At 68.6% G+C, this 20,665-nt stretch carries 20 protein-coding genes and 1 tRNA gene; 6 read left to right on the top strand and 15 right to left on the bottom strand.

What is annotated here, in order from left to right; genetic code table 11:
- Positions 1-121 precede the first annotated feature (121 nt).
- From ACQY68_RS16660 to ACQY68_RS16650, 3 genes are all read right to left on the bottom strand, one after another.
- On the bottom strand, positions 122-2,101 hold the full coding sequence (locus tag ACQY68_RS16660) for a M1 family metallopeptidase (RefSeq protein ID WP_428150894.1): 1,980 nt from the start codon (positions 2,099-2,101) through the stop codon (positions 122-124).
- Positions 2,102-2,181: 80 nt separating this feature from the next.
- Positions 2,182-3,432, bottom strand: coding sequence for a multidrug effflux MFS transporter (locus tag ACQY68_RS16655; RefSeq protein ID WP_428150893.1), 1,251 nt, complete (start codon positions 3,430-3,432; stop codon positions 2,182-2,184).
- An 88-nt stretch (positions 3,433-3,520) separates the two neighbouring features.
- Entirely contained in the window at positions 3,521-3,841 is a 321-nt protein-coding gene (locus ACQY68_RS16650) for a hypothetical protein (protein ID WP_428150891.1), read from the bottom strand.
- A 132-nt stretch (positions 3,842-3,973) separates the two neighbouring features.
- Here ACQY68_RS16650 and ACQY68_RS16645 point away from each other — a divergent pair, with 132 nt between their 5' ends.
- Positions 3,974-5,341, top strand: a complete 1,368-nt coding sequence (locus tag ACQY68_RS16645; protein ID WP_428150889.1) for a DUF6880 family protein — start codon at positions 3,974-3,976, stop codon at positions 5,339-5,341.
- 173 nt (positions 5,342-5,514) lie between these two features.
- Here the strand turns inward: ACQY68_RS16645 and ACQY68_RS16640 are convergent.
- A tRNA-Leu gene (locus tag ACQY68_RS16640) sits at positions 5,515-5,599 on the bottom strand.
- Positions 5,600-5,755: 156 nt separating this feature from the next.
- Between ACQY68_RS16640 and ACQY68_RS16635 the strand changes: the two genes are divergently transcribed.
- Together ACQY68_RS16635 and ACQY68_RS16630 are read left to right on the top strand one after the other, a co-directional pair.
- Positions 5,756-6,709 (top strand): ATP-grasp domain-containing protein, encoded by a 954-nt coding sequence (locus ACQY68_RS16635; protein WP_428150887.1) that lies wholly within the window; start codon positions 5,756-5,758, stop codon positions 6,707-6,709.
- The gene (locus tag ACQY68_RS16630) at positions 6,706-7,749 is read left to right on the top strand and encodes an LLM class flavin-dependent oxidoreductase (RefSeq protein WP_428150885.1); all 1,044 of its coding nucleotides are present in this window, start codon (positions 6,706-6,708) and stop codon (positions 7,747-7,749) included. The genes ACQY68_RS16635 and ACQY68_RS16630 overlap by 4 nt, the downstream gene beginning before the upstream one ends.
- A 4-nt stretch (positions 7,750-7,753) precedes the next feature.
- Here the strand turns inward: ACQY68_RS16630 and ACQY68_RS16625 are convergent, their stop codons facing one another.
- From ACQY68_RS16625 to ACQY68_RS16585, 9 genes are all read right to left on the bottom strand, one after another.
- A complete protein-coding gene (locus ACQY68_RS16625; RefSeq protein WP_428150883.1) occupies positions 7,754-8,593 on the bottom strand; it encodes a hypothetical protein in 840 nt (279 codons plus the stop codon).
- A 4-nt stretch (positions 8,594-8,597) separates the two neighbouring features.
- Complete coding sequence (locus ACQY68_RS16620; protein ID WP_428150882.1) at positions 8,598-9,383, bottom strand: hypothetical protein; 786 nt, start codon at positions 9,381-9,383, stop codon at positions 8,598-8,600.
- Between the two features lie 24 nt (positions 9,384-9,407).
- Positions 9,408-9,944 (bottom strand): CcdC protein domain-containing protein, encoded by a 537-nt coding sequence (locus tag ACQY68_RS16615; protein ID WP_428150880.1) that lies wholly within the window; start codon positions 9,942-9,944, stop codon positions 9,408-9,410.
- 234 nt (positions 9,945-10,178) lie between these two features.
- Complete coding sequence (locus ACQY68_RS16610) at positions 10,179-11,186, bottom strand: fumarylacetoacetate hydrolase family protein (RefSeq protein ID WP_428150878.1); 1,008 nt, start codon at positions 11,184-11,186, stop codon at positions 10,179-10,181.
- Between the two features lie 59 nt (positions 11,187-11,245).
- Positions 11,246-11,989 (bottom strand): hypothetical protein, encoded by a 744-nt coding sequence (locus ACQY68_RS16605; RefSeq protein WP_428150876.1) that lies wholly within the window; start codon positions 11,987-11,989, stop codon positions 11,246-11,248.
- Between the two features lie 99 nt (positions 11,990-12,088).
- Complete coding sequence (locus ACQY68_RS16600; RefSeq protein WP_428150875.1) at positions 12,089-12,343, bottom strand: hypothetical protein; 255 nt, start codon at positions 12,341-12,343, stop codon at positions 12,089-12,091.
- Positions 12,340-13,458 carry an isoaspartyl peptidase/L-asparaginase family protein gene (locus ACQY68_RS16595; RefSeq protein WP_428150873.1) on the bottom strand — a complete coding sequence of 373 codons (1,119 nt, stop codon included), beginning with the start codon at positions 13,456-13,458 and terminating at the stop codon, positions 12,340-12,342. The genes ACQY68_RS16600 and ACQY68_RS16595 overlap by 4 nt, the downstream gene beginning before the upstream one ends.
- Before the next feature lie 359 nt (positions 13,459-13,817).
- Positions 13,818-14,924, bottom strand: a complete 1,107-nt coding sequence (hppD, locus tag ACQY68_RS16590) for a 4-hydroxyphenylpyruvate dioxygenase (protein WP_428150871.1) — start codon at positions 14,922-14,924, stop codon at positions 13,818-13,820.
- A gap of 109 nt (positions 14,925-15,033) precedes the next feature.
- Positions 15,034-15,666: an exopolysaccharide biosynthesis protein gene (locus ACQY68_RS16585; protein WP_428150870.1), complete on the bottom strand. Its 633-nt coding sequence runs from the start codon at positions 15,664-15,666 to the stop codon at positions 15,034-15,036.
- A 104-nt stretch (positions 15,667-15,770) separates the two neighbouring features.
- On the opposite strand from ACQY68_RS16585, the gene ACQY68_RS16580 reads away from it, so the two are divergent.
- The 3 genes from ACQY68_RS16580 to ACQY68_RS16570 all read left to right on the top strand — a co-directional run bounded on the left by ACQY68_RS16580 (position 15,771) and on the right by ACQY68_RS16570 (position 17,502).
- Positions 15,771-16,346, top strand: a complete 576-nt coding sequence (locus tag ACQY68_RS16580) for a YqaA family protein (RefSeq protein WP_428152696.1) — start codon at positions 15,771-15,773, stop codon at positions 16,344-16,346.
- Between the two features lie 42 nt (positions 16,347-16,388).
- A complete protein-coding gene (locus ACQY68_RS16575) occupies positions 16,389-16,925 on the top strand; it encodes a disulfide bond formation protein B (RefSeq protein WP_428150868.1) in 537 nt (178 codons plus the stop codon).
- A 67-nt stretch (positions 16,926-16,992) separates the two neighbouring features.
- Entirely contained in the window at positions 16,993-17,502 is a 510-nt protein-coding gene (locus ACQY68_RS16570; protein WP_428150867.1) for a demethoxyubiquinone hydroxylase family protein, read from the top strand.
- 176 nt (positions 17,503-17,678) lie between these two features.
- Here the strand turns inward: ACQY68_RS16570 and ACQY68_RS16565 are convergent, their stop codons facing one another.
- Both ACQY68_RS16565 and cobT read right to left on the bottom strand, forming a co-directional pair.
- On the bottom strand, positions 17,679-18,623 hold the full coding sequence (locus tag ACQY68_RS16565; RefSeq protein WP_428150865.1) for an esterase-like activity of phytase family protein: 945 nt from the start codon (positions 18,621-18,623) through the stop codon (positions 17,679-17,681).
- Positions 18,623-20,506 carry a cobaltochelatase subunit CobT gene (cobT, locus tag ACQY68_RS16560; protein WP_428150864.1) on the bottom strand — a complete coding sequence of 628 codons (1,884 nt, stop codon included), beginning with the start codon at positions 20,504-20,506 and terminating at the stop codon, positions 18,623-18,625. The genes ACQY68_RS16565 and cobT overlap by 1 nt, the downstream gene beginning before the upstream one ends.
- Positions 20,507-20,665 lie beyond the last annotated feature (159 nt).

Raw genomic sequence — 20,665 nt, 5'->3', positions numbered from 1 at the left:
GAAGCGACGGGGTGGGAGCGGCCGACGACCCAGATACGGACCTGAGACAGTCAGCGCGGCTGCCCCCACCCGGTCTACGCTGCGCTCCGACCACCCTCCCCCGGAGGGGGAGGGAGAAGGTTTAGCCCGCCGGCGCCGCAGAAATGCCCACCACCCCATCGACCGAGCCCGTGGTGACCGGGTGATACCCCGGCCGCGCCTGGGCGTAGATGCGGGTCGCGATCGGCCGGCCCCACGTCCCTTGCGCCCACAGGGAGGTGTAGAGCGGCAGGACGAATTTGCGGCGGCCCTGCGAGGTCAGGAAGCGTTCCAGCGTCGGCACGGCCGGCTGGTAGCGGTGGGCGACGGCGATCTGGAGCCACTGGAACAGGACCTCGGCATTGCCCTCGGCGCGCAGATTCAGGGTGGTTTCGAGGTCGGCCAGCTGGGCGGGCGTCAGCCAGGGCCGCGTGGCGGCGGCGCCTTCGGGACGCCAGGCGAGGAAATGCTGGCGCTCCTGGGTCGACCAGCCCGACCACGGGATGGCCGAGGCCGGGCCCTTGTCGGCGAAGAAAGCCCTGGCGGACGTATCGACGGCGGTCAGGGCCGTGGAGACGGGAGCGACGGCGTTCGACGGCAGGCCGGGCTGATAGACCCAGTTGTCGAGTTGCAGCTCACGCTCCAGCGCCGCGTCGCCGCGCACGAGGTTGGCGCGGATGTCGATCAGGAAGCCGGCGGCGGTCATCGGCTGGAAGGCGTGGCGTTCGAAATAGCCCTTGAGCCAGGCGTCGAAGCGCTCGCGACCGACGATCCGCTCGATGGTGCGCAGGAAGGCGGCGCCCTTCTCGTACGGAATGTCGTTCAGACCGTCGTCGGGATCGCGGCCTTCCAGATCCATGTGAAGGCGGGTGTCGAGCGGCGGCATGTCGGCGAGCGAAGACTGCAGGTCGTTCCAGCCGAGGACCTGAAGCATCAGGGCGCGGTCGCGGCCGTAGACCGCCTCCATGATACGGTTCTCGAAATAGGTCGTCGTGCCTTCGTTGAGCCAGATGTCGGCCCAGGTGGCGTTGGTGACGAGGTTGCCCGACCAGGAGTGGGCCAGTTCGTGTGCGACCAGCGAGACCAGCGACTTGTCGCCGGCCACCACGGTCGGGGTGGCGAAGGTCAGGCGGGGGTTCTCCATCCCGCCGAACGGGAAGGACGGCGGCAGGATCAGCAGGTCATAGCGGCCCCAGCGATAGGGGCCGTAGAGGGCCTCGGCCGCGTCGACCAGCTGGCCCATTTCGGAGAACTCGGCCTTGGCGGCGTCGAGGCGGCTGGGCTCGGTCCAGACGCCGACGCGACCGCCCTCGGAGGCGAAGGCCAGGTCGCCGACCGCCAGCGCGATCAGATAGGGCGGGACCGGGTTGGTCATGCGGAAGCGGTAGGCGTGCATCTTGCCGCCCGGGCCATCGGCGGCGCGTTCGCCCTCAGGGGTCAGCATCTCTGCCGACATGACGGCGTGCAGGGCCTCGGGGACGGTAATCTTGGCCGAATAAGTCTGACGGATGCCGGGGCTGTCCTGGGTCGGGACCCAGGTGCGGGTCAGGATGGCCTGGCCCTGTGAGAACAGGAAGGGCTGCTGGCCGCCCGCCGTCTGGGCCGGGGTCAGCCACTGCAGGGCGGCGGCGTCCGGACGGGTGGAATAGGTGACCACGATCTTCTGCACCTTGCCGGCCGCGAAGGCGGGGACGGTGACGGTCAGGGCCTGGCCCTTGATCGGGTCCTCGGCGCCGAGGGCGAACTGGAGTGGATTGCCCTTCTCGTCGGTGACCGAACGGATTTCGAGGTTCTTGACGTCGAGGATGACCTGGGTCGCGCCCGGCTCTCCGGTGACGTCGAGGGTCGCCGTGCCGCTGAGAGTCTTCGCCGCGAAGTCGGCGGTCAGGTCCAGGGCGACGTGCTTGACCCGGGCGATGGCGGGCTGGGCGTACGAGTGGATGTCCGGTTCGTAGGTGATCGGGGCCGTGGCCGAGGCGGGCAGGGGCGGCATGTCGGACTTCACGTCGGACTGGCCGCAGGCGGCGACGGCGGCGAGCAGGGCGGCGGTGGAAACCATGGCGATCAGGCGGGCGCGGGACATCGAGACGTACTCCGAAAAGTCTGGCGCGGAGGGAGCCTCGAAAGTGCGGCGAGATCAAGGGGCGGCGAACGCCCCGGCGCTTATTCCGCCGGGACGGGCGCTGCGTTGCGGGCGACGAACAGCCTTCCGCGCTCGGCCATCAGGACGAACAACAGGGCGACGACCCCGCAGGAGGTGATGCCGAGGGTCATCGGGACGACCGTGCCGTCGAACGCCTGGCCGATGGCGAAGCCGGTGAGCGAGCCGATGATGGTCGAGATGAACCCCTGGGCGGACGACGCGGTGCCGGCGATATGACCCATCGGCTCCATCGCCATGGCGCCGAAATTCCCGGCCAGCAGGCCGAAGCAGAACATGGTGCAGGCCTGAAGAATGCCGAAGGTCCAGATGGTCTCATGGCCGCTGAGGGTCACCAGCAGGTGGATCGCGCCGAAGGCTATGAAGCCGAGCAGGGCGGTGTGCCCGATCATCCGCGATCCCAGCGTCTCGACCAGTTTGGCGTTGACGATGGAGGCGATGGCGATGCCGCCGGCGATCAGGGCGAAGACGGTTGTGAACAGGCCCGGCGCCTCGAACACGTCGAAGAAGATCTGCTGCGACGAGTTGATGAAGGCGAACAGGGCGCCCGTGATCGCCGTCATGGCCAGGGTGTAGCCGATGGAGGTGCGGTTTGTAACGGCCTCGCGGAAGGCCATAGCGATGCGTCTGGCCTCGATCGGCAGGCGATCCCGGGGATGCAGGGTCTCGGGCAGGCGGATGCCCGCCCAGATCATCAGGGCGACGCCGGCGAAGGCGAGGACGCCGAAGATCGCCTCCCACGGGGCCACCAGAAGGATGGCCTGGCCGAGCGAGGGGGCGATGACGGGCACGCCGAGGAAGACGAGGAAGCTGAGGCTCATCACCCGCGCCATGGTCCGGCCGGAGAAGCGGTCGCGGACGATGGAGACGGCCAGCACCCGGGTTGCGGCGGAGCCGAGGCCCTGACCGACGCGGGCGAGGATCAGGGTCTCGAACGTCGGGGCCAGCATGGCGACGATGCTGAAGGCGACATAGACGCCGACGCCTATCATCAGGATGGGTTTACGGCCGAAGCGGTCGGCAAGCGGACCGTACAAGATCTGCATCGCGCCGAAGCCGAGAAGATAGGCGGTGATGACCCACTGACGGCTGTTCTCATTGGTCACGCCCAAGGCGTTTCCGATGTCGGGCAGGGCCGGCAGCATGGAGTCGATGGCGAGCGCATTGAGCGCCATCATCAAGGCGATCATGCAGACGAACTCGGGGAAGCCCGGGCCCTTTGCGGCGGAAGGAGCGGCGCTGGGGGAAGTCATCGCGTCCAGATGCGCGTTGAGGCGCCGCACCGCAACCGTCGGGCCTGTAACTTTTCGCAACTGCGAGATGACAGCCGCTAGGCCGGCGTTACGGCATGAACTGGATCGTGCGGGCGAACCTGTGGTCGGCCGCCGACCGGTCCGTCGTCGCGTCGGCCATCAGGGCGATGGCGGCTTCGCCGAAGCCCATGCCTGGATGGGTCTCTTCCATGACGGCGCAGTCGCCGACGTGGCCATCGGCGAAGGCCGTGCACTCCAGGGTAACGGCGACGCTCTGGAGCATCGGCGCCGGCGCGGGTTCGACCGCCATCGTCGTCGCGGGCTCGACCATGAGGGCCGCGCGCGTGAGCGTTGCGGATCCGACCGTGGGGTCGATGAACAGGGCGAGGGCGAGGGTCAGAGCGATCATGGGACGGGCCTTTGGACTGCCGGATTAATGATCGACGAACCCGAGCGTTCCAGCTGTGCCGCAGACGACAACGGACCTATCGTCGATGTGACCCGTTCGGCACACTGGACGACGCGGACAACAGGGCGACCCATGGCGAAACGACCGGCGACGGCGAAGAAGACCCTGTCGGCGGCGAACCTGAAGGCGCTCGGGGACGAGCGGCTGGCCGATCTGCTGATGGAGATGGCCGGGGAGGACGCCGGCTGGAAGCGGCGTCTGCGCATGGAGCTGGCGGCCGAGGTCGGGGCGGCGGACCTGGCGCTGGAGCTCGACAAGCGGCTGAATACCCTGGCGGGAAGCCGGACGCGGGTGTCGTGGCGGAAGCGGCCGGAGCTGCTGGCCGATCTGGCGACCGTGAGGCGGATCATCGTGGAGCGGCTGGCGGCCATGGATGCGCGGCTGGGGCTGGACCGGCTGGTGGCGTGGTTCGATCTCTATCCGGGGCTGGCGTCGCGGGTGAAGGATCCGAAGGGCGAACTGGCCCTGCTGTTCGACGGAGCGTCGAACGAACTGGCGGCGACGGCGTCTCTGGCCGGGCCCGACGTCGCGGCGCCGATCCTGATCGAGGCGCTGAACACCCGGCTGTCGGAATGGGGATCGTGGATCGGGCGCGGGGCGTCGGGGCTCAGCACCCCTCTGGCGCGGGCGCTTCTGGTCGGGATTATAGAGGGGCGGCCGCGACCGACGGGGCGGCTGGCGCTGGTGGTGCAGAAACTGGCGGACCGGGCGGGGGACCTCGACACCTGGATCGCGTCCCTGCCGGACGAGGACCGGATCAAGCCGGAGATCGGGGCCGAGATCGCGCGTCGTCTGGCCGAGGCCGGGCGGGCTGGTGAGGCGCGGGCGGCGCTGGAGGCGTCACGGCCGAGGCTCGTCGAAGCGGCGCGCTGGGGGCGGCGCGAGCCGGAGCCCCCTCCGCCGCCGCCGGAAAACTGGCTTACCGCCGAGGTCGCCGTGCTGGAGGCCGAGGGCGACGTGAAGGGCGCCAGCGACGCGCGCTGGATGCTGTTCGAACGGACCCTGGCCGAGGCGCCGCTGCGGGCCGAGATCGCGAAGCTGGCGGACTTCGAGGACGTCGTGGCGCTGGATCGGGCCTTCGCCCATGCCGCGGGTTATGCCGATGCGACGGCGGGTCTGCGGTTCCTGATGAACTGGCCGGCGCTGCGCGAGGCGGGGGAGATGGTCGTGGCGCGAGCGGGGGATTTGCGCGGCTCGGCTGACGAGGTTCCGTTGTGGGCGTCGCGTCTGGAGGGACGGCATCCGGCGGCGGCGCTGGTATTGGTGCGGTCGCGGGCGGTCGCGCTGACGCGGCTGGTGCTGAGCCGCGGGGGCGAGGAGGTCGAACATCTGGTCCAGCAGGCCGCGGCGCTGGCGGAACAGATCGGCGACGAGGGGCAGGACGGGTTTCTGCTGGCGCTAGAAGAGGCGGCGCGGCCGGTCAGGCGGGGGTGGCGCTGACAGATGTTCGGAAGTCGGCTTTCGGGAAATGTCGCCGACCGGGCGGACGCAGGCCCTTGGTCGGGATAGGGCGAGGACAAGTTGCGCGTTTCCGGTCCACCGCGCTGCCCGGCCCGGCCGTCCCGAAGAGGCGGTCGGGCCATTTCCATTCAGAGCGTCGCCGTCTCTGAAAATGGTGCCCCCGGTCGGACTCGAACCGACACTCCTCGCGGAACCGGATTTTGAGTCCGGCGCGTCTACCAATTCCACCACAGGGGCCTGCGGACGGACTTCTTAGTGGGCTATCGCGCGTCGCGCTACTTGAGCCCGGTCTTTTTTGGTGGCTACCGCTCGCGACGCGGTCGCTCGCTGCATGAGCCAGATTCTCGCGCCCACCCCTTGCGTTCCATCGTGGTGTAACGCATCTGCGCTGGCATGACCGAGCCTCTCCCCGATCTCGCCATCGTCTACGAGCATCCCGAATGGTTCGAGCCGCTGTTCGCGGCGCTCGATCGGCACGGGGTCAGCTATGTGAAGGTCCCGCTGGCGGGGAGCACCTTCGATCCCGCCGGGTCGCCGGCGCCGGGGACGGTGGTCTTTTCCCGGGTGGCGATGTCGTCCTTCCTGAGGGAGCCCGAGCATCCGATCTTTTACGCCCAGAGTCTGTTTGAGCACTGGCAGGGGCAGGGGACGCGAGTGGTCAACGCCTCGGCGCTGAACATCGACACCTCCAAGGCGCGGCAGATGTCGCTGATCGCCCGTCTGGGCCTGAAGGGTCCGGCGACGCGGGTCGCGCACCGGCAGGCGGACATTCCGGGCGCGGCCGAGGGGCTGAGGTATCCGGTGCTGGTCAAGGCCGACATCGGCGGGGCCGGGGCGGGCATCACCCGCTATGAGGACGCCGGGAAGCTGGCCGAGGCGGCGGGCGAGAAATGGTGTCCGGTCGGGGTCAACGGCATCTCCCTGATCCAGGAATACGCGCCGCGCCGGGGCGGCAAGATCACGCGCGTCGAGACGCTGAACGGCAAATATCTGTACGCCATCGACATTGAGAGTCCGGGCGACGCCTTCGACCTTTGCCCGGCCGACGCCTGTCTGGTGCGGCCGGGGGCGCCGACCCTGACCATGACGAAGACCACGCCGCCGCCCGAGATCATCGAGGCGGTCGAGCGGCTGGCCGTTGCGGGCGAACTGGAGGTCGGAGGGATAGAATATCTGATCGACGACCGGGACGGATCGATCCTGTTCTACGACATCAACGGCCTGTCGAACTTCGTAGCCAAACCGGTCGAGGTGCTGGGCTTCGACCCGCACGACGATCTGGTCGAATGGCTCAAGGGCATCGTGGCCGAAGAGAAGGCGAAGCGCGCCAGGGGAGCCGCAGTATGAGGTACGGATACTGGGCGCCGGTCTTCGGCGGGTGGCTGAGGAATATCGCCGACGAGCGCGAGGCGTCGTGGGAGAACGCGTCGCGGCTGGTCAAACGGTCCGAAGCCCTGGGCTATGACCTGACCCTGATCGCCGAGCTGAACCTGAACGACATCAAGGGGATCGAGGCGCCGGCGCTGGACGCCTGGTCAACGGCGGCGGCTCTGGCGGCGGTGACCCAGACGATCGAGCTGATGGTCGCGGTCCGTCCGAACTTCCACCAGCCGGCCCTGTTCGCCAAACAGGCGGCCAATATCGACCGGATCTCGAACGGGCGGCTGGCGCTGAACGTGGTGTCGTCGTGGTGGGCCAAGGAGGCGGAATCCTATGGCCTTCAGTTCGACCAGCATGACGATCGCTATGGCCGGACGGCGGAATGGCTGACGGTGCTGGAACGTCTGTGGACGGAGAAGCGGGTCGATTTCGAGGGCAAATACTACACGTTGAATGACGCCATCGTGGAGCCGAAGCCGACGTCGTCGCCTGAACGGCCGCGTCCTGTCATCTATGCGGGCGGGGAGTCCGAGGCGGCCAAGACCCTGATCGCGAAACACTGCGACGCCTATGTGATGCACGGCGACGAACCCGAGCATATCGCCGCCAAGATCGCCGACATGCGCGAGCGTCGCGAAAGCTTCGGCCTGCCGCCGATGCAGTACGGCATGGCCGGCTATGCGATCGTGCGCGACACCGAGGCCGAGGCCGAACGCGAGCTGGAGCGGATCACGACCATCCCGGGGTTAGCCGAGGGGACGCCGCCCGCGGGCTTCGCCAACTTCGACCAGTGGCTGTCGGGCACCGAACTGGAGCGGGAGCTGAAAATCCGCGAATACAGCGTCTCCAACCGCGGCCTGCGTCCCGGTTTCGCCGGCACGCCGGAGAGCATCCGCGCCCGGATGGAAGAGTTCGAGGCCGTGGGTCTGGACCTGGTCCTGCTGCAGATGTCGCCGCAGGAGGAAGAGATGGAACGCTTCTCGGCCCAGGTGATCGGGCCGACCTGACCGTTCAGTGACGGGGAATGCGGGTGCCGGTCGGAGGATTGGGCGGCTCGGCCATCCGGAATTGGGTCCGGTAGACGATGAACCGGGTCGGCATCGGCTCGTCGGGGCTGGCGACCATCTGGACGCGGCCTCGTCGCGTCGCGCGCAAAGCCGCATCGCCGAACCCTCCGTCCAGAGGATGCTGAGATTCCACCATGCAATCGCGCAGGCGACCGTCGGGCAGGGTCAGGCAGGAGACGACGGCGAAGCCGCAGGTGTAGGTAGGCCCCGAGGGATAGGTCGGCCGGGGTTGCTCCGCCCAGGTCACACCACCGGGCAGGCCTTCGGAGTCGAGAGCGTCGATCTCCGCGTCCCGAGGGTCGGTAAGCGGCTTCTCACAGGCTTCCAGCGTCCGGTCGATCGCGGCCGCGGAGGCTGGCAGGTCGAAGATATAGCGAAGATTGGCCCCGCCCGGCCCGCCGCCGATCACCCTGATCTGCATCCGCCCTCCATCACGCAGGGACCGGGCGAAGCGCGCGGGCAGATCGCTGACGGCGACCTGCGGGTTGGTGGTTACGGTCCACCGCTGCTCGCTGACGGGTTCGTCCCTGAACTGGACGAAGAGCGCCCGACTTTCCGCACCCTCGGCGGCCGGCGGAAGGCCCGCCAGAAGGGCATCGTAGCGTCCGGCGGAACAGCGCACGCCGATGGACACGCCGCTGTCGAATGCCAGCGTCGCCGCCGTCAAGTCCTGACCTGGATCCGCAAGGGTATCCCAGTCCAAGCCTGTGTCCTGAGCCGAGGCCGGTGCGGCCAGCAACAGGGCCAGCGCGAGGGTCAGGGGAGGACGGGTCCGGACGCTCATTGGCTCATCTCATCACATAGTTGACGCGGAAGCCGATCATGCGGGGCGCGTACTGGCCCGAAGCCTCTCCGGGGCTGACGATGCGAGCGTCGTCGGTGGCGCGGAGGGCGTTGCGGCCGAAGCCGCCGTCGGTCGGGAACTCGGATTCGACCTCGCACTGATGGACGCCGCCGTCGGGCTGGACCACGCAGGTCACGACCGCATAGCCCTCGGCGTAGTTGTTGCGAGGATAGGTCGGGCGTGGGGCGCGTGCCCAGGTCACGCCGTCGGGCAGGCCGCTCTCGGTGATCTCGGGCAGCAGGGCGTCGCGGGGGTCCTCGAGCAAACGACCGCAGGCGGTCAGGGTCTCGTCGATCGCGGTCGACGAGGCCGGCAAGACCAGATTGTGACGCAGGTTGCGGCCCTCCCCACCGCCGCCCGGGATGACGATGCTGACCGGACCGCCCTCGCGCAGTTCGCGGGCCAGTCGCGCCGGATAGTCGGCCAGGGCGACCGTTCTGTCGGTCGTCACACTCCAGCGGGAGTCATCGGGCTCATCGTCGCCGACTGTGATCGTCAGGGTGCGGATGCGCGTGTTGCGCGAGGCTTCGGGCAGGCCGCCGATGATCGCGCCATAGACGCCGTCCACGCAGCGGAAGCCGATGGTCAGGCCGGTCGTCGTGGGCACGAAGGCGAAGACCGACTTGTTTTCCGGCTGGCGGATGACCTCCCAGTCGTCGGTCACGTCCTGGGCCAGGGCGGCGCCGGAGCCGGCGACAAGGAAGAGGGTGATGAGGGCCTTGGAACGCATACGCTTACTCTCGACTGCAAAGGATCAGGCGGCGGCCTCGACATGGCTGTCGGTTCCGCCGGCGAGGACGCGACGGGCGCGGATGAACATCTCGATTCGCTGCACGACGATCATGCCGACGACGAACAGCAGGAAGGCGTCGGCGATGGCCAGGGCATTCAGATGCCAGGCGGCGGCATGGGGTTCCAGCACCGAGCGCAGGGCGCTTCGGCCCAGGAACAGGCCGATGATCAGGATGAGGCCGAGGGGGGAGGCCTGGGCCTTCAGCGTGCCGTCTGCGTGGCGTTCGATGGTCGTCATCTTGCCGCGCCACCAGCCGGCCGCGCAGCCGAGCAGGAGTCCGAGGGCGAGAATGCCCCATGCGGCGACGTCGAACGGGGTGTGATCGGCGCCCGGCTCCATGCTGGTGCCCCACAGGGCAAGACCCATCAGGGGGACGATGATCGCGGGGGTGACCCACATCCATTTCGGCCGCAGCGTCCGGGGCGCGCGGTTCCGCAGGAGGATGATCGGCAGCATGATCAGGATGACGATCAGCGGTGCGTACTGTTGCGGCGTCATGGATCGTTCCCCTCCAGGTTCGGCGAACGCTACTCCAGAGGGTGAAAGCACGGCAAGCGGCCGCCGTCGTTTCCTTTTCCCCTTGCGGGAGAAGGTGGCAGCCGAAGGCTGACGGATGAGGGGTCACACCGATAACTGAAGTCGGCGGAAAAGCGTGAGCTGTGAGGTCAGCGTGACCCCTCATCCGACCTCGCTCCGCTCGGCCACCTTCTCCCGCAAGGGGAGAAGGGCTATTCAGGCCGGCTGCACGACCTGTTCGATGGCCCCGAAGATCGAGTGGTGTCTGTCGTCCAGCATCTCGATGCGGACGGTGTCGCCATGCTTCAGGAACGGCGTGGTCGCGGCGCCCGTATTGATCGTCTCGACCGTTCGGATCTCGGCGATGCAGGAGTAGCCGTGGCCCCCGTCGGACACCGGCTTGCCGGGGCCGCCGTCGGCGCCCTTGTTGGACACCGTGCCCGAGCCGACCACCGTGCCGGCGACGAGGCTGCGCGTCTTCGCCAGATGGGCGATGAGGACGCCGAAGTCGAAGGTCATGTCGATGCCGGCGTCGGCCGAGCCGAATTCCTTCCCGTTCAACTGGACCGATAGGGCGCCCGAGAGCTTGCCGTCTTTCCAGCGGTCCCCGAGCGCGTCAGGCGTGACGAAGACGGGCGACAGGGTCGAGGCGGGCTTGGACTGGACGAAGCCGAAGCCCTTGCCCAGTTCGCCGGGGATCAGGTTACGCAGGGAGACGTCGTTGACGAGGCCGACGAGGCGGATGTGGCCGCGCGCCTCTTCCGGCGTCACGCCCTGGGGCACGTCGCCGGTGACGACCACGATCTCGGCCTCGAGGTCGCAGCCCCAGCTTTCGTCGGCCAGCGGGATCGGGTCGCGGGCGCCCATGAACTGGTCGGAGCCGCCCTGGTACATCAGGGGGTCGGTCCAGAAGCTGGCGGGCATCTCGGCGCCGCGCGCTTTACGCACCAGTTCGACGTGGTTCACATAGGCCGAGCCGTCCGCCCACTGATAGGCGCGCGGCAGGGGGGCGGCGGCGTCGCGTTCGTGGAAGCGTCCGCGGGGCACGGCCTCGTGGTCGAGGCTTTCGGCCAGGGCGCGCAGCCTGGGCTCGCAACGCTCCCAGTCGTCGAGCGCGGCCTGCAGCGTCGGGGCGATCAGGAAGGCATCGGTGAACCAGGCGAGGTCCGAGGAGACGACCACGAGGCGACCGTCGCGGCCGTGCTTGAGCGAGGCGAGTTTCATGCCTCAGGTCTAGGCCGGATCGAGCCGGAGGTGAACCGCTCACGTCGCCTGATCGACGATCACCTGGACCGGGATTGATCCCAGACGCGACCGTCGGGCGCGCGCAGGGCCGCCGGGGACGGGCGGCGCGACAGGGCGCGACGGGCCTCGCGCAGTTCGCGGATCCGCTCCGGACCGCGCGACCAGTGGTCGTAGAAGGCGCGGACGGCCTTCGACAGGGCCTCGATCTGTTCGGGGCCGGTCATGGGCCGGGTCTCGGGTTTCGGCTCGGGCTTCGGCTTGTCGGGCTTGTGGCCGTCGTCGTGCCCGGCTTGAGGCGGAGGCGTCGCGCCGCCGACGAAGATCTGGTTCACCGTCACGGGCGGGATGCCTGCGGGCGGGGCCGGGTGATGATCGTGGCTCTTGTCTTCGACCCTGGGCGTTTCCTTGATCTCGCCCTTGAGCGCCGCGTCCAGATCCCGGACCGGGCCGTTGACCCCCTTGCCGACCTCCAGCACCGGGCCGAGGTGGTCGTCGATGGCGGTGCGCAGGGCCTTGGCGCGCGACTTCAGCTCGTCGGAGGAGGCGGCCATGGCGGCCATGGAGGCGTTCAGGACGGCCTTGTGGATGTCGTCGGGCGCCCGGTCGGCGTCACTGCCCCCCGACTGTTCGGCGTGCCAGCGGCCGAGGAAAAACATCCCCGCCGCGAGGGCCAGCAACAGCAGAAACAGGATCAGGGCCAGAAGCGGCGGCAGGCCGAGGAACAGGGTCTCGTCCCGGGGCGTGAAGACCGCGTCGGCCGCTTCGAAATCCGATGGATACATGCCCATTCCCTGCAATCGCCGAACGCCGTGCGATCATGCCGCAGGCGCGAACGCCTGACCACGGAAAAGGTTAACGGCGGACTGTGAAGGTTGTGGGTTTCAGGGGGCGTGGAGGATGGCCCGGGTTTCGACGCCCTCGCGGGCGGCGGCGTCGCGGACCTCGACCTCGACGATGATCGCGCCCTTGGGCTCCAGCGCCCACAGATAGCGACGCTCGACCTCGACCGTGCGGCCGGACGGGGCGAAGCCTTCGAAACTGTCGCCCCAAGGGGTGATCCGCTTGAGTTCGGGCCAGGTCAGGGAACAGGCTGAGTTCAGCTCCTCCTGGGCCATCACGGTCAGTTCGTCGGTCACAGGTCCTCATCTTCATAGATCGCGACCGTGGGAGTTGGATCATCAGCCGAGACCCGGCCACGATACATGCCGGAGGTCGACATCGCGAAGGCGGGCAGACCCCTTGCATCCATGACGATCACGCCGCCCTTGCCCCCGAGCGTTTCCGCGTCAGCGATTTCTTCACGCGCCGCGACCTGGACGTCAGGCAGGTGGTCGGCGAAACACACGGAGTCGCCACCGCAGTCGATAAGGCCGGGGCGATTGTTGTCCCGCAATGCGGCCATCCGCGCGCAAATGTCCCGCGCCACCGTAGCGCGGATGAAATACTCCCCATCCCCCGTGGCCGAGACCGCGCAGCCGTCGCGGTTGGAGGCGTAGGTGCCGGCGCCGATCACCGGCACGTCGCCGACCCGGCCCCAGCGCTTGCCGGTCGTGCCGCCGGTCGAGGTGCCGGCCGCGAGGTGCCCCTGACTATCGAGGGCGACGGCGCCGACGGTGCCGAACTTGCGCTCGTTCAGGGGCGGGGCCGGCTCCAGCGAGGCCATGCCGGCGGGCGGGGCGCCGGCCGGGCGTTCGGGGATCGGCAGGTCGTTGTCGGTGAGAAACTTCACCAGCGCCTGCCAGCGGCGTTCGGTGAAGAAGAAGGACGGGTCGACCTGTTCGAGGCCCTGCGAGGCCGCGAAGGCGTCGGCGCCGGAGCCGATCAGCATGACGTGGGGCGACTGCTCCATCACCGCGCGGGCGGCGGCGATGGGGTGGCGGGTGGTGGTCAGGCCCGCGACCGCGCCGGCGGTCAGGTCCGATCCGTTCATGACGGCGGCGTCCAGTTCGTTGCGGCCGGCGGCGGTGAAGACCGCGCCCCGCCCGGCGTTGAACAGCGGGTCGTCCTCCATCAGCTGGATCGCGGCCTGGACGGCGTCGAGCGCCTCGCCGCCGTTGCGCAGGACGTCGGCGCCGGCTTCCAGCGCCCGGGTCAGGGCGGCGCGATAGGCGGCGTCCTGTTCGGGCGACAGGTTGGCGCGCTCGATCACGCCGGCCCCGCCGTGAATGGCGAAAGACCACTCTGGTCGGTCCTGGGCGGCGGCCGGGGAGGCCACGGCGATAGCGGCGATGAGGGCGGGAAGCAGTTTCATGAGAGGCACCGTATCAATGCGTCTCCTCCCTGTCGCGTAGCGATGGGGAGGTGGCTCGAAGCGAAGCGGAGAGACGGAGGGGTTCTTGATGGCGGCCAGACCCCCTCCGTCAGCTCGCGAAGAGCTCGCCGCCACCTCCCCATTCGCCAAGCGGCGAACAGGGAGGAGAAGCTTGTTAAGGTTCCCGCTTGTGGTGCGACCATTTCCAGACGCGATAGGCGACGATCGGGGCGAAGCCGCCGATGAGGGCGCCGGCCAGGACGGGCCAGAAGCCCATCTGGAGCCACTGTCCGATCAGGCCGCCGACCAGGGCCGCGAGAACGGGGCCCAGGAACGGCAGCCAGGAGGGAGGCGCGATCTTAATTGGCGTCGACCTTGATGACCCCGCGACGGATCTGGTCCAGCTCGATGGAATCGAACAGGGCCTGGAAGTTTCCGTTTCCGAACCCTTCGTTGCCCTTGCGCTGGATGATCTCGAAGAAGATCGGACCGAAGGTGTCCTGGGTGAAGATCTGCAGCAGCAGGCCTTCCTCGTCCGAACCGTCGATCAGGATGCGGTTCTTGCGCATGCGTTCGACGTCGTGCCCGTGGTTGGGCAGGCGTTTGTCGATCAGCTCGAAATAGGTTTCGATCGTATCCTGGAACTGGACGCCGCGCTCGCGCATTGCCTCGACGGTGGCGAAGATGTCGTCGGTGGCCAGGGCGATGTGTTGGATGCCCTCGCCGTTGTAGCGACGCAGGAACTCCTCGATCTGGGAGTTGTCGTCCTGGCTCTCGTTCAGGGGGATGCGGATGGCGCGGTCGGGCGCGATCATGGCCTGAGAGAAGAGACCCGTCGCCTTGCCCTTGATGTCGAAATACTTTTGCTCCTCGAAGGCGAAGACGTCGCCGTAGAAGCCGGACCAGGTCCGCATCTGGCCGCGCTTCACATTGTGGGTCAGGTGATCCAGCAGGTGCAGGCCGACGTTGTTCTTGCGCTCGGCCTCTTCCCAGCCCTCGATCTCGTCCCAGCCGTCATAGAGGGAGCCGGTCTCGCCGTAGGCGTCGACGATGTAGAGCAGCGAGCCGCCGATGCCGCGCAGCACATAGGCGCCCTCGCCCAGCGCCCCGCCGTTGTGCATGTCGGCCGGATGGGCGCCGCGCGCGACGGCCTCGTCATAGGCCTTCTTCGCATCGTTGACCCGGAAGGCCATGCCGTTCGCGGACGGGCCGTGGTCGCGGGCGAACTCGCCGGCGTGACCTTCGGGCTTCGCATGGACCAGGAAGGTGATGTCGCCCTGCTTCATGCGGACGACGCCATTCTTCGGGTTCACGTGGGTCTGGACGAAGCCCATGACCTCGATCTGTTTGATCATCGACTGGGGGTCGGGGCCGGTGAACTCGACGAATTCGAAGCCGTCGACGCCCAGAGGGTTCTCGTAGGCGGGGGTGGTGGCGTCGGCCGTATGGGCCGTCAGGTCGTCCATGGAGCGTCTCCTGAAACTTGCGGGGCCAGTCTCGCCGGCCGATTGGCGCGGAACCTAGTGGCGCAGGACCCACAAGCCAAGCCGATGACGCGCAGACGTGATCCAGCCCCTATCCGAGGGCCAGCCGACCGGTCCATTCCGCGCCCAGCATCAATCCGACCGCCAGTGCGGCGAGGAGACCCAGCCAGGCCGTCGCCACTCCGGCCCCTGCGAGCACGAACAGGCCGTCACGCTGGATCAGCCCCACGGACAAAAGGGCCAGGGCGATGGACGGGATGGTGTTGGTGAAGGGCAGGACGATGGTCAGGGTGGCCAGGATCATGAAGATCGCCGCCAGCTTCTCGCCGCCACCGGTGGCGAAGCCGAGCAGGCGCGGGCGCGACAGGCGGTCGACCCAGCCGAGCTTGCTCCCGGCGAAATCGGCCATGGCCTTCAGCCAGGCGCCCCTGGCCCGCAGGTTCAGAATCCAGCGCGGCAACCACGGCTCCTCGCGTCCGATCAGCAACTGGGCGGCGATCAGGATGATGATGACGCCGACGGCCTGGGGCACGCCGTAGAGGCCGGGAACCAGACAGGGGATGGACAGCAGCAGGATCAGCAGTCCGTAGGCGCGCTCGTCCAGCCGGTCCCGGATCTCGCTCAGGGTCAGGCCGTGATCGCCGCCGTCGTCGGCGAGGCGACGCAGCAGACGGGCCAGATCCTGGGTGACGTCGTCCTGATGACCGGAGGCGGGCGTGGGCATGAGGCTCCTTGGGCGAGGCCGGGCGGCGGGCCGAGGTGACGCGATGCCGCAGGGATGCTAACGCCGCCGGACCGGTCGTCGTGGCGCGACCCCGTGGGACCTTCATGCTGCGCAAACTCTACGACTGGGTCTTCGAACAGGCGCGCAAGCCCTATGCCGAGAAGACGATGGCGGTGGTGTCCTTCGCCGAGGCCTCTTTTTTCCCCATTCCGCCCGACGTGATGCTGGCGCCGATGATCCTGTCGCGGCCGGATCGGGCTTACCGCTATGCGGCGATCTGTTCGCTGGCGTCCCTGCTGGGGGCGTTGCTCGGTTATGCGATCGGTCTTTTCCTGGAGCCCGTCGCCGTCCGGCTGTTGGAGGTCTTCGGCCACGGCATGGAGATGAGCGTCTATCAGTCGTGGTTCGCCTCGAACGGCTTCCTCGTCATCCTGGGCAAGGGGCTGACGCCGATTCCGTTCAAGCTGGTGACCATCGCGGCGGGTCTGGCGCATTTCCACCTGGGCCTGTTCGTCCTGGCCGTGGCCATCACCCGGTCGGGTCGGTTCTTCCTCGAGGCATGGATCCTCAAGACCTGGGGGCCGGCGATGCTGCATATCGTCGAGAAGCGGCTGGCCCTGTCGTTCGTGATCGCCTTGGTCCTGCTGGTCGGCGGCTTCCTTGCGCTGAAGCTTCTCTAGGCCACATCGACGGACGCCTCCGGCGCAGCTAAGACTGTCGTCATGAGAAGCGCTTATCGTCTCCTGACCCGTTGGTGGACCGCCTTCGCCCTGGCGATCTCGCTGGCGATGCTGGGCGCGGCCCATGCGTTCGAGCGGTTCGCCGGTCTCAGCCCCTGCAATCTCTGCCTCAAGCAGCGCGAGGTGTTCTGGGGCGCGGTGGCCATCTCGCTGGTCGCCACGATCTGGACCGTGATCAGCCAGGCGCGCCGGGGCACGCCGCGCATCGCCGCCTTCCTGTTGTTCGCCGTCTTCGCTACGGGCGCCATCACCGCCGGCTTCCACGCCGGGGGTGAGCTGAAGTGGTGGGCGCTGCCGGCGCTGTGCGCAGGCGGCGGCGCAGGGGCCGATCTCGAGGGACTGACCTCGCTGGCCCTGGGCACTGGTCCGGCGATCCGGATCGCCATGTGCGACGCGGTGACGTGGAGCTTCCTCGGCCTGTCGATGGCAGGATGGAACGCGCTTATCTCCGCCGCGCTTGCAGGGTTCAGCCTGCTCGCCGCCAAGAGGCCCAAGGATGCCCGCGCTCCACGAAACTGAGCCCCTAGCAACCGAGACCCGTCGCACGCCCCTGCCCCGTCCTGGGCGGGGCGCGATGCGCGCGCGCATGGCCGAGATTCTGCGCGTCGATCACGCCGGCGAGTTCGCGGCGGTCAAGATCTACGAGGCGCAGGCGAGGATTTTCGACGGCGTGCGCGGCAAGGAGGCGATCACCGCCGACATGGTCGAGATGAAGGCCGGGGAAGCCGTGCACAAGGCGCGCTTCGACGCCCTGCTGAACGAACACGGCGTGCGGCCCACGGCCATGCTGCCGCTCTGGTCGCTCGCGGCGACGGGATTGGGAGCGGCGACGGCCCTGATGGGCGAGAAGGCGGCCCACGCCTGCACCGAGGCCGTCGAGAGCGTGATCGAGGAACACTACGCCGATCAGATCGCCGAACTGGCCGATCGCGAGCCCGAGCTGGCGGCCGAGCTGACTAAGTTCCGCGAGGAAGAGCTGGAGCACCATGACCATGCCGTGGCCCACGGCAGCCGCGAGGCGCCGGCCTATCGGCTGCTGAGCGCGGTGATCAAGGCGGGCTGCCGGGTGGCGATCAAGGTCAGCGAACGGGTGTGACTTTCGTCATCTTCCGGCAAGCCGCGTCTTCGCGGCGCAGGCCGGGGGACCCAGCGGCGCGCGAGAGCGCGAAACTGCCACGAACACAGGCGGTCAACAGCTTGCCTGAACAGATCGCCTTCGGCGCCGCTGGGTCCCCCGGTCTCGCTGCGCTCGCCGGAGGATGACGAAAGAAATTACCGCCTCACATCGAACGCCAGCAACAGCGTCTTCTGGACGAAGTTGCCGTTGTCGTCGCTGAGCAGATAGAGGCGCGTCCCCGTGGCCGTGGGGACCGCCGCGATCCCTTCGAAATTGTCGGTCGAGGCCGGGGGCCGCAGGTGGATCAGCGGCGCCGACAGGGTTCCGTCCGGGGCCATGTGACGAACGCGGGCCTGCATGTTCAGGGGCGGGACGAACAGGCGCTGGACGACGAACCAGCCGCCCGCCGGATCGATGTCCGCGCCGGTGGTCAGGAAGCCGTCGTCGTAGGATGCCGGGGCGTTGGGAAGCGGGTCGCAACTGTCCGCGTCGCACAGCCAGGCGCCGCCGGCCTCGCCGAGCGCGAGCCATTTGCCGTAGGGTGCGGGGGCCAGACCCTCGATGCCCTGATTGTCCTCGAACGGGTGAAGGGGCGTGGAAACCAGCACCGGCCGTGAGTTCGCCCCGGCGCCATAGGACCAGATGCGGTGGTCGCGCTCGAAGCTGATCAGGACACGACCGTCGGGGAGGAGGGCGAGGCCTTCGGCGTCGGCATTGGCCTTGGGCGTCAGGACCGCGCCGTCGGTGCCGGTCAGGGGGCGGTTGATGGCGCTGTCGGCCGAGGTCAGGCGACCGTTGCGATCGAGCCGGATCGTGAAGCGGACCAGATCACCGAAGTCGGCGACGGCCCAGGCGCGGTCGCCGTCGATCTTGAGGTCCGACAGGCCGTGCAGGTTCGGACCGCGCAGGACCAGGCCGCCGGCCCAGCTGACGCCGGGCGCGAGGGTCGCGCCGCCGAGGCCCAGCGGAACATGACGGGCCTCCATGCGGATCGCACGGTCGGGACCGGCGATCGACCCGGGCGTGGCGGTGGCGATGGCTGCACAGGCCGCCAGACCCATGAGGGCCAGCGAGGTCGCCGCGCGGAGGACGAGGCGCATCACGCCGCGCGCTTGAGGCGGCGGGAACCCTTCTGCGCCTGTTTCGGAGCCGCATCGAACAGTTCGGCCAGCTTTTCGATCATGACCCCGCCCAGTTGCTCGACGTCGACGATGGTCACGGCGCGGCGGTACCAGCGGGTCACGTCGTGGCCGATGCCGATGGCGATCAGCTCGACCGGCGACCGGGTCTCGATCTCCTCGATCACCTTGCGCAGATGTTTGTCGAGATACAGGGCGGCGTTGGCGGACTGGGTCGAGTCGTCGACCGGGGAGCCGTCGGAGATGACCATCAGGATCTGGCGCGATTCCGGCCGCGCCTTCAGCCGGTCGTGGGCCCAGGTCAGGGCCTCGCCGTCGATGTTTTCCTTCAGCAGCCCCTCGCGCATCATCAGGCCGAGGTTCTTCTTGGCCCGGCGCCACGGCGCGTCGGCGGCCTTGTAGATGATGTGGCGCAGGTCGTTCAGGCGACCCGGCATCGACGGCTTGCCGGCCGTGATCCAGGCCTCGCGCGCCTGTCCGCCCTTCCAGGCGCGGGTGGTGAAGCCGAGGATCTCGACCTTGACGCCGCAGCGCTCGAGCGTCCGCGCGAGGATGTCGGCGCAGACCGCCGCGACCATGATCGGCCGTCCGCGCATCGACCCGGAATTGTCGAGCAACAGGGTCACGACGGTGTCCCGGAACGGGCTCTCACTTTCCATCTTGAACGACAGCGGACTGGTCGGATCGGTGATGACGCGGGTCAGGCGGGCGGTGTCGAGGACGCCCTCCTCGAGGTCGAAGGACCAGGACCGGTTCTGCTGCGCCATCAGTCGACGCTGCAGCTTGTTGGCCAGGCGGGCGACGACCGAGGACAGGATGGTCAGCTGCTGATCCAGCAGCGACCGGAGCCGGTCCAGTTCCATCGGGTCGCACAGGTCGGCGGCGTCGACGACCTCGTCGAAGGCGGCGGTGAAGACCCTGTAGACATCGACCTGACGGCCGTCGTCGGCGTTCTCCTGACGGTTCGGCAGCGCGCCCTCGGCCACGTCGGGGCCGTCGTCGGCGGCGTCGCCGTCGCGCTCGGCGGGCGAGCCGTCGGGGCGGGCGTCGCGGTCCTGTTCGGAGGTCGGGTCCTCGGAGGCGCCGTCCATCGACTGGCCGCCCTCGCCGCCGCTCTCGTCCTCCTCGTCGTCCTGATCCTCGCTGGCTTCGGGCTCCTGCGGATCGGGCTCCTCGTCGCCCTGATCCTCGGAGGCGTCGTCGCCCCGACCGTCCCCGGGATCGAGGTCGAGGGCGCGCAGCACGTCCTTCAGCGCCTTGCCGAAGGCGGCCTGGTCGCCGGCGGTCGCGGCGAGCCTGTCGAGCTGGACATGCGCCTTGCCTTCGATGTCGGCGCGCACGAGGTCGAGCATGGCGCCGGCGCCGTCGGGCGCGCGCTGGCCGGTGACCCGTTCGCGCAGCAGCAGGGCGACGGCCTCGCCGACGGGGACGCGATCGGCCTCTGTGACCCTGAGGGCGCCCATCTTCTCCAGACGGGTCAGGAGGGCGGCGTTCATGTTGTTGCGGACGCCGGCGAGCGAGGTCGAGCCGTGGGCCTCGACGCGGGCCTGTTCGACGGCCTCGAACACCTCGGCGGCGCGGCTGTCGACGGGGCGCAGCGTCGAGTGGATCGACGGGTCGTGGTTGGCCAGACGCAGGGCGAGCCGGTCGGCCTGCCCCCGGATGGTGGCGCTGTCGCCATCGCTGGGCGTGCGCGGGGGATGGGGCAGGGTCAGGACCCCGCCGGTCAGCTTGGGGCCGTCCGAGCCGAACACGACCTCAAGCTCCGACTGTTCCGCGAGCGCACGGGCCGCATGGGCGAGCGCGCGCTTGAAGACCTCGGCGGGGGTGTCGGCGGGGGGCATGGTTTGTAACTAGGGGCTCAGGCGAGGAGAGGCCAGAGCAGAGCGCATCCCTCTCCCGTTGGGAGAGGACTTGAGCGTCCAGAAGCGAAGCGATTGGGAACGCGAAAGGGTGAGGGTCGTGCCTTACCGGTGAGGCCGAACCCTCATCCGTCCGCTTCG

Source organism: Brevundimonas sp. (genome assembly GCF_965278935.1).
In the GTDB taxonomy this organism is placed as follows: Bacteria; Pseudomonadota; Alphaproteobacteria; order Caulobacterales; family Caulobacteraceae; genus Brevundimonas.
The sequence above is the reverse complement of the archived record's forward strand: the minus strand, read 5'-3'. Positions and strand labels throughout refer to the sequence as shown.

Coding starts and splice junctions, on each gene's coding strand:
- hppD (WP_428150871.1), bottom strand. CDS start 14,924: ATGGACGACCTGACGGCCCATACGGCCGACGCCACCACCCCCGCCTAC.
- ACQY68_RS16635 (WP_428150887.1), top strand. CDS start 5,756: ATGACCGAGCCTCTCCCCGATCTCGCCATCGTCTACGAGCATCCCGAA.
- ACQY68_RS16570 (WP_428150867.1), top strand. CDS start 16,993: ATGGCCGAGATTCTGCGCGTCGATCACGCCGGCGAGTTCGCGGCGGTC.
- ACQY68_RS16605 (WP_428150876.1), bottom strand. CDS start 11,989: ATGTATCCATCGGATTTCGAAGCGGCCGACGCGGTCTTCACGCCCCGG.
- ACQY68_RS16575 (WP_428150868.1), top strand. CDS start 16,389: ATGAGAAGCGCTTATCGTCTCCTGACCCGTTGGTGGACCGCCTTCGCC.
- ACQY68_RS16655 (WP_428150893.1), bottom strand. CDS start 3,432: ATGACTTCCCCCAGCGCCGCTCCTTCCGCCGCAAAGGGCCCGGGCTTC.
- ACQY68_RS16595 (WP_428150873.1), bottom strand. CDS start 13,458: ATGAAACTGCTTCCCGCCCTCATCGCCGCTATCGCCGTGGCCTCCCCG.
- ACQY68_RS16585 (WP_428150870.1), bottom strand. CDS start 15,666: ATGCCCACGCCCGCCTCCGGTCATCAGGACGACGTCACCCAGGATCTG.
- ACQY68_RS16565 (WP_428150865.1), bottom strand. CDS start 18,623: ATGCGCCTCGTCCTCCGCGCGGCGACCTCGCTGGCCCTCATGGGTCTG.
- ACQY68_RS16660 (WP_428150894.1), bottom strand. CDS start 2,101: ATGTCCCGCGCCCGCCTGATCGCCATGGTTTCCACCGCCGCCCTGCTC.
- ACQY68_RS16625 (WP_428150883.1), bottom strand. CDS start 8,593: ATGAGCGTCCGGACCCGTCCTCCCCTGACCCTCGCGCTGGCCCTGTTG.
- ACQY68_RS16620 (WP_428150882.1), bottom strand. CDS start 9,383: ATGCGTTCCAAGGCCCTCATCACCCTCTTCCTTGTCGCCGGCTCCGGC.
- ACQY68_RS16645 (WP_428150889.1), top strand. CDS start 3,974: ATGGCGAAACGACCGGCGACGGCGAAGAAGACCCTGTCGGCGGCGAAC.
- ACQY68_RS16630 (WP_428150885.1), top strand. CDS start 6,706: ATGAGGTACGGATACTGGGCGCCGGTCTTCGGCGGGTGGCTGAGGAAT.
- ACQY68_RS16615 (WP_428150880.1), bottom strand. CDS start 9,944: ATGACGCCGCAACAGTACGCACCGCTGATCGTCATCCTGATCATGCTG.
- ACQY68_RS16580 (WP_428152696.1), top strand. CDS start 15,771: ATGCTGCGCAAACTCTACGACTGGGTCTTCGAACAGGCGCGCAAGCCC.
- ACQY68_RS16650 (WP_428150891.1), bottom strand. CDS start 3,841: ATGATCGCTCTGACCCTCGCCCTCGCCCTGTTCATCGACCCCACGGTC.
- ACQY68_RS16610 (WP_428150878.1), bottom strand. CDS start 11,186: ATGAAACTCGCCTCGCTCAAGCACGGCCGCGACGGTCGCCTCGTGGTC.
- cobT (WP_428150864.1), bottom strand. CDS start 20,506: ATGCCCCCCGCCGACACCCCCGCCGAGGTCTTCAAGCGCGCGCTCGCC.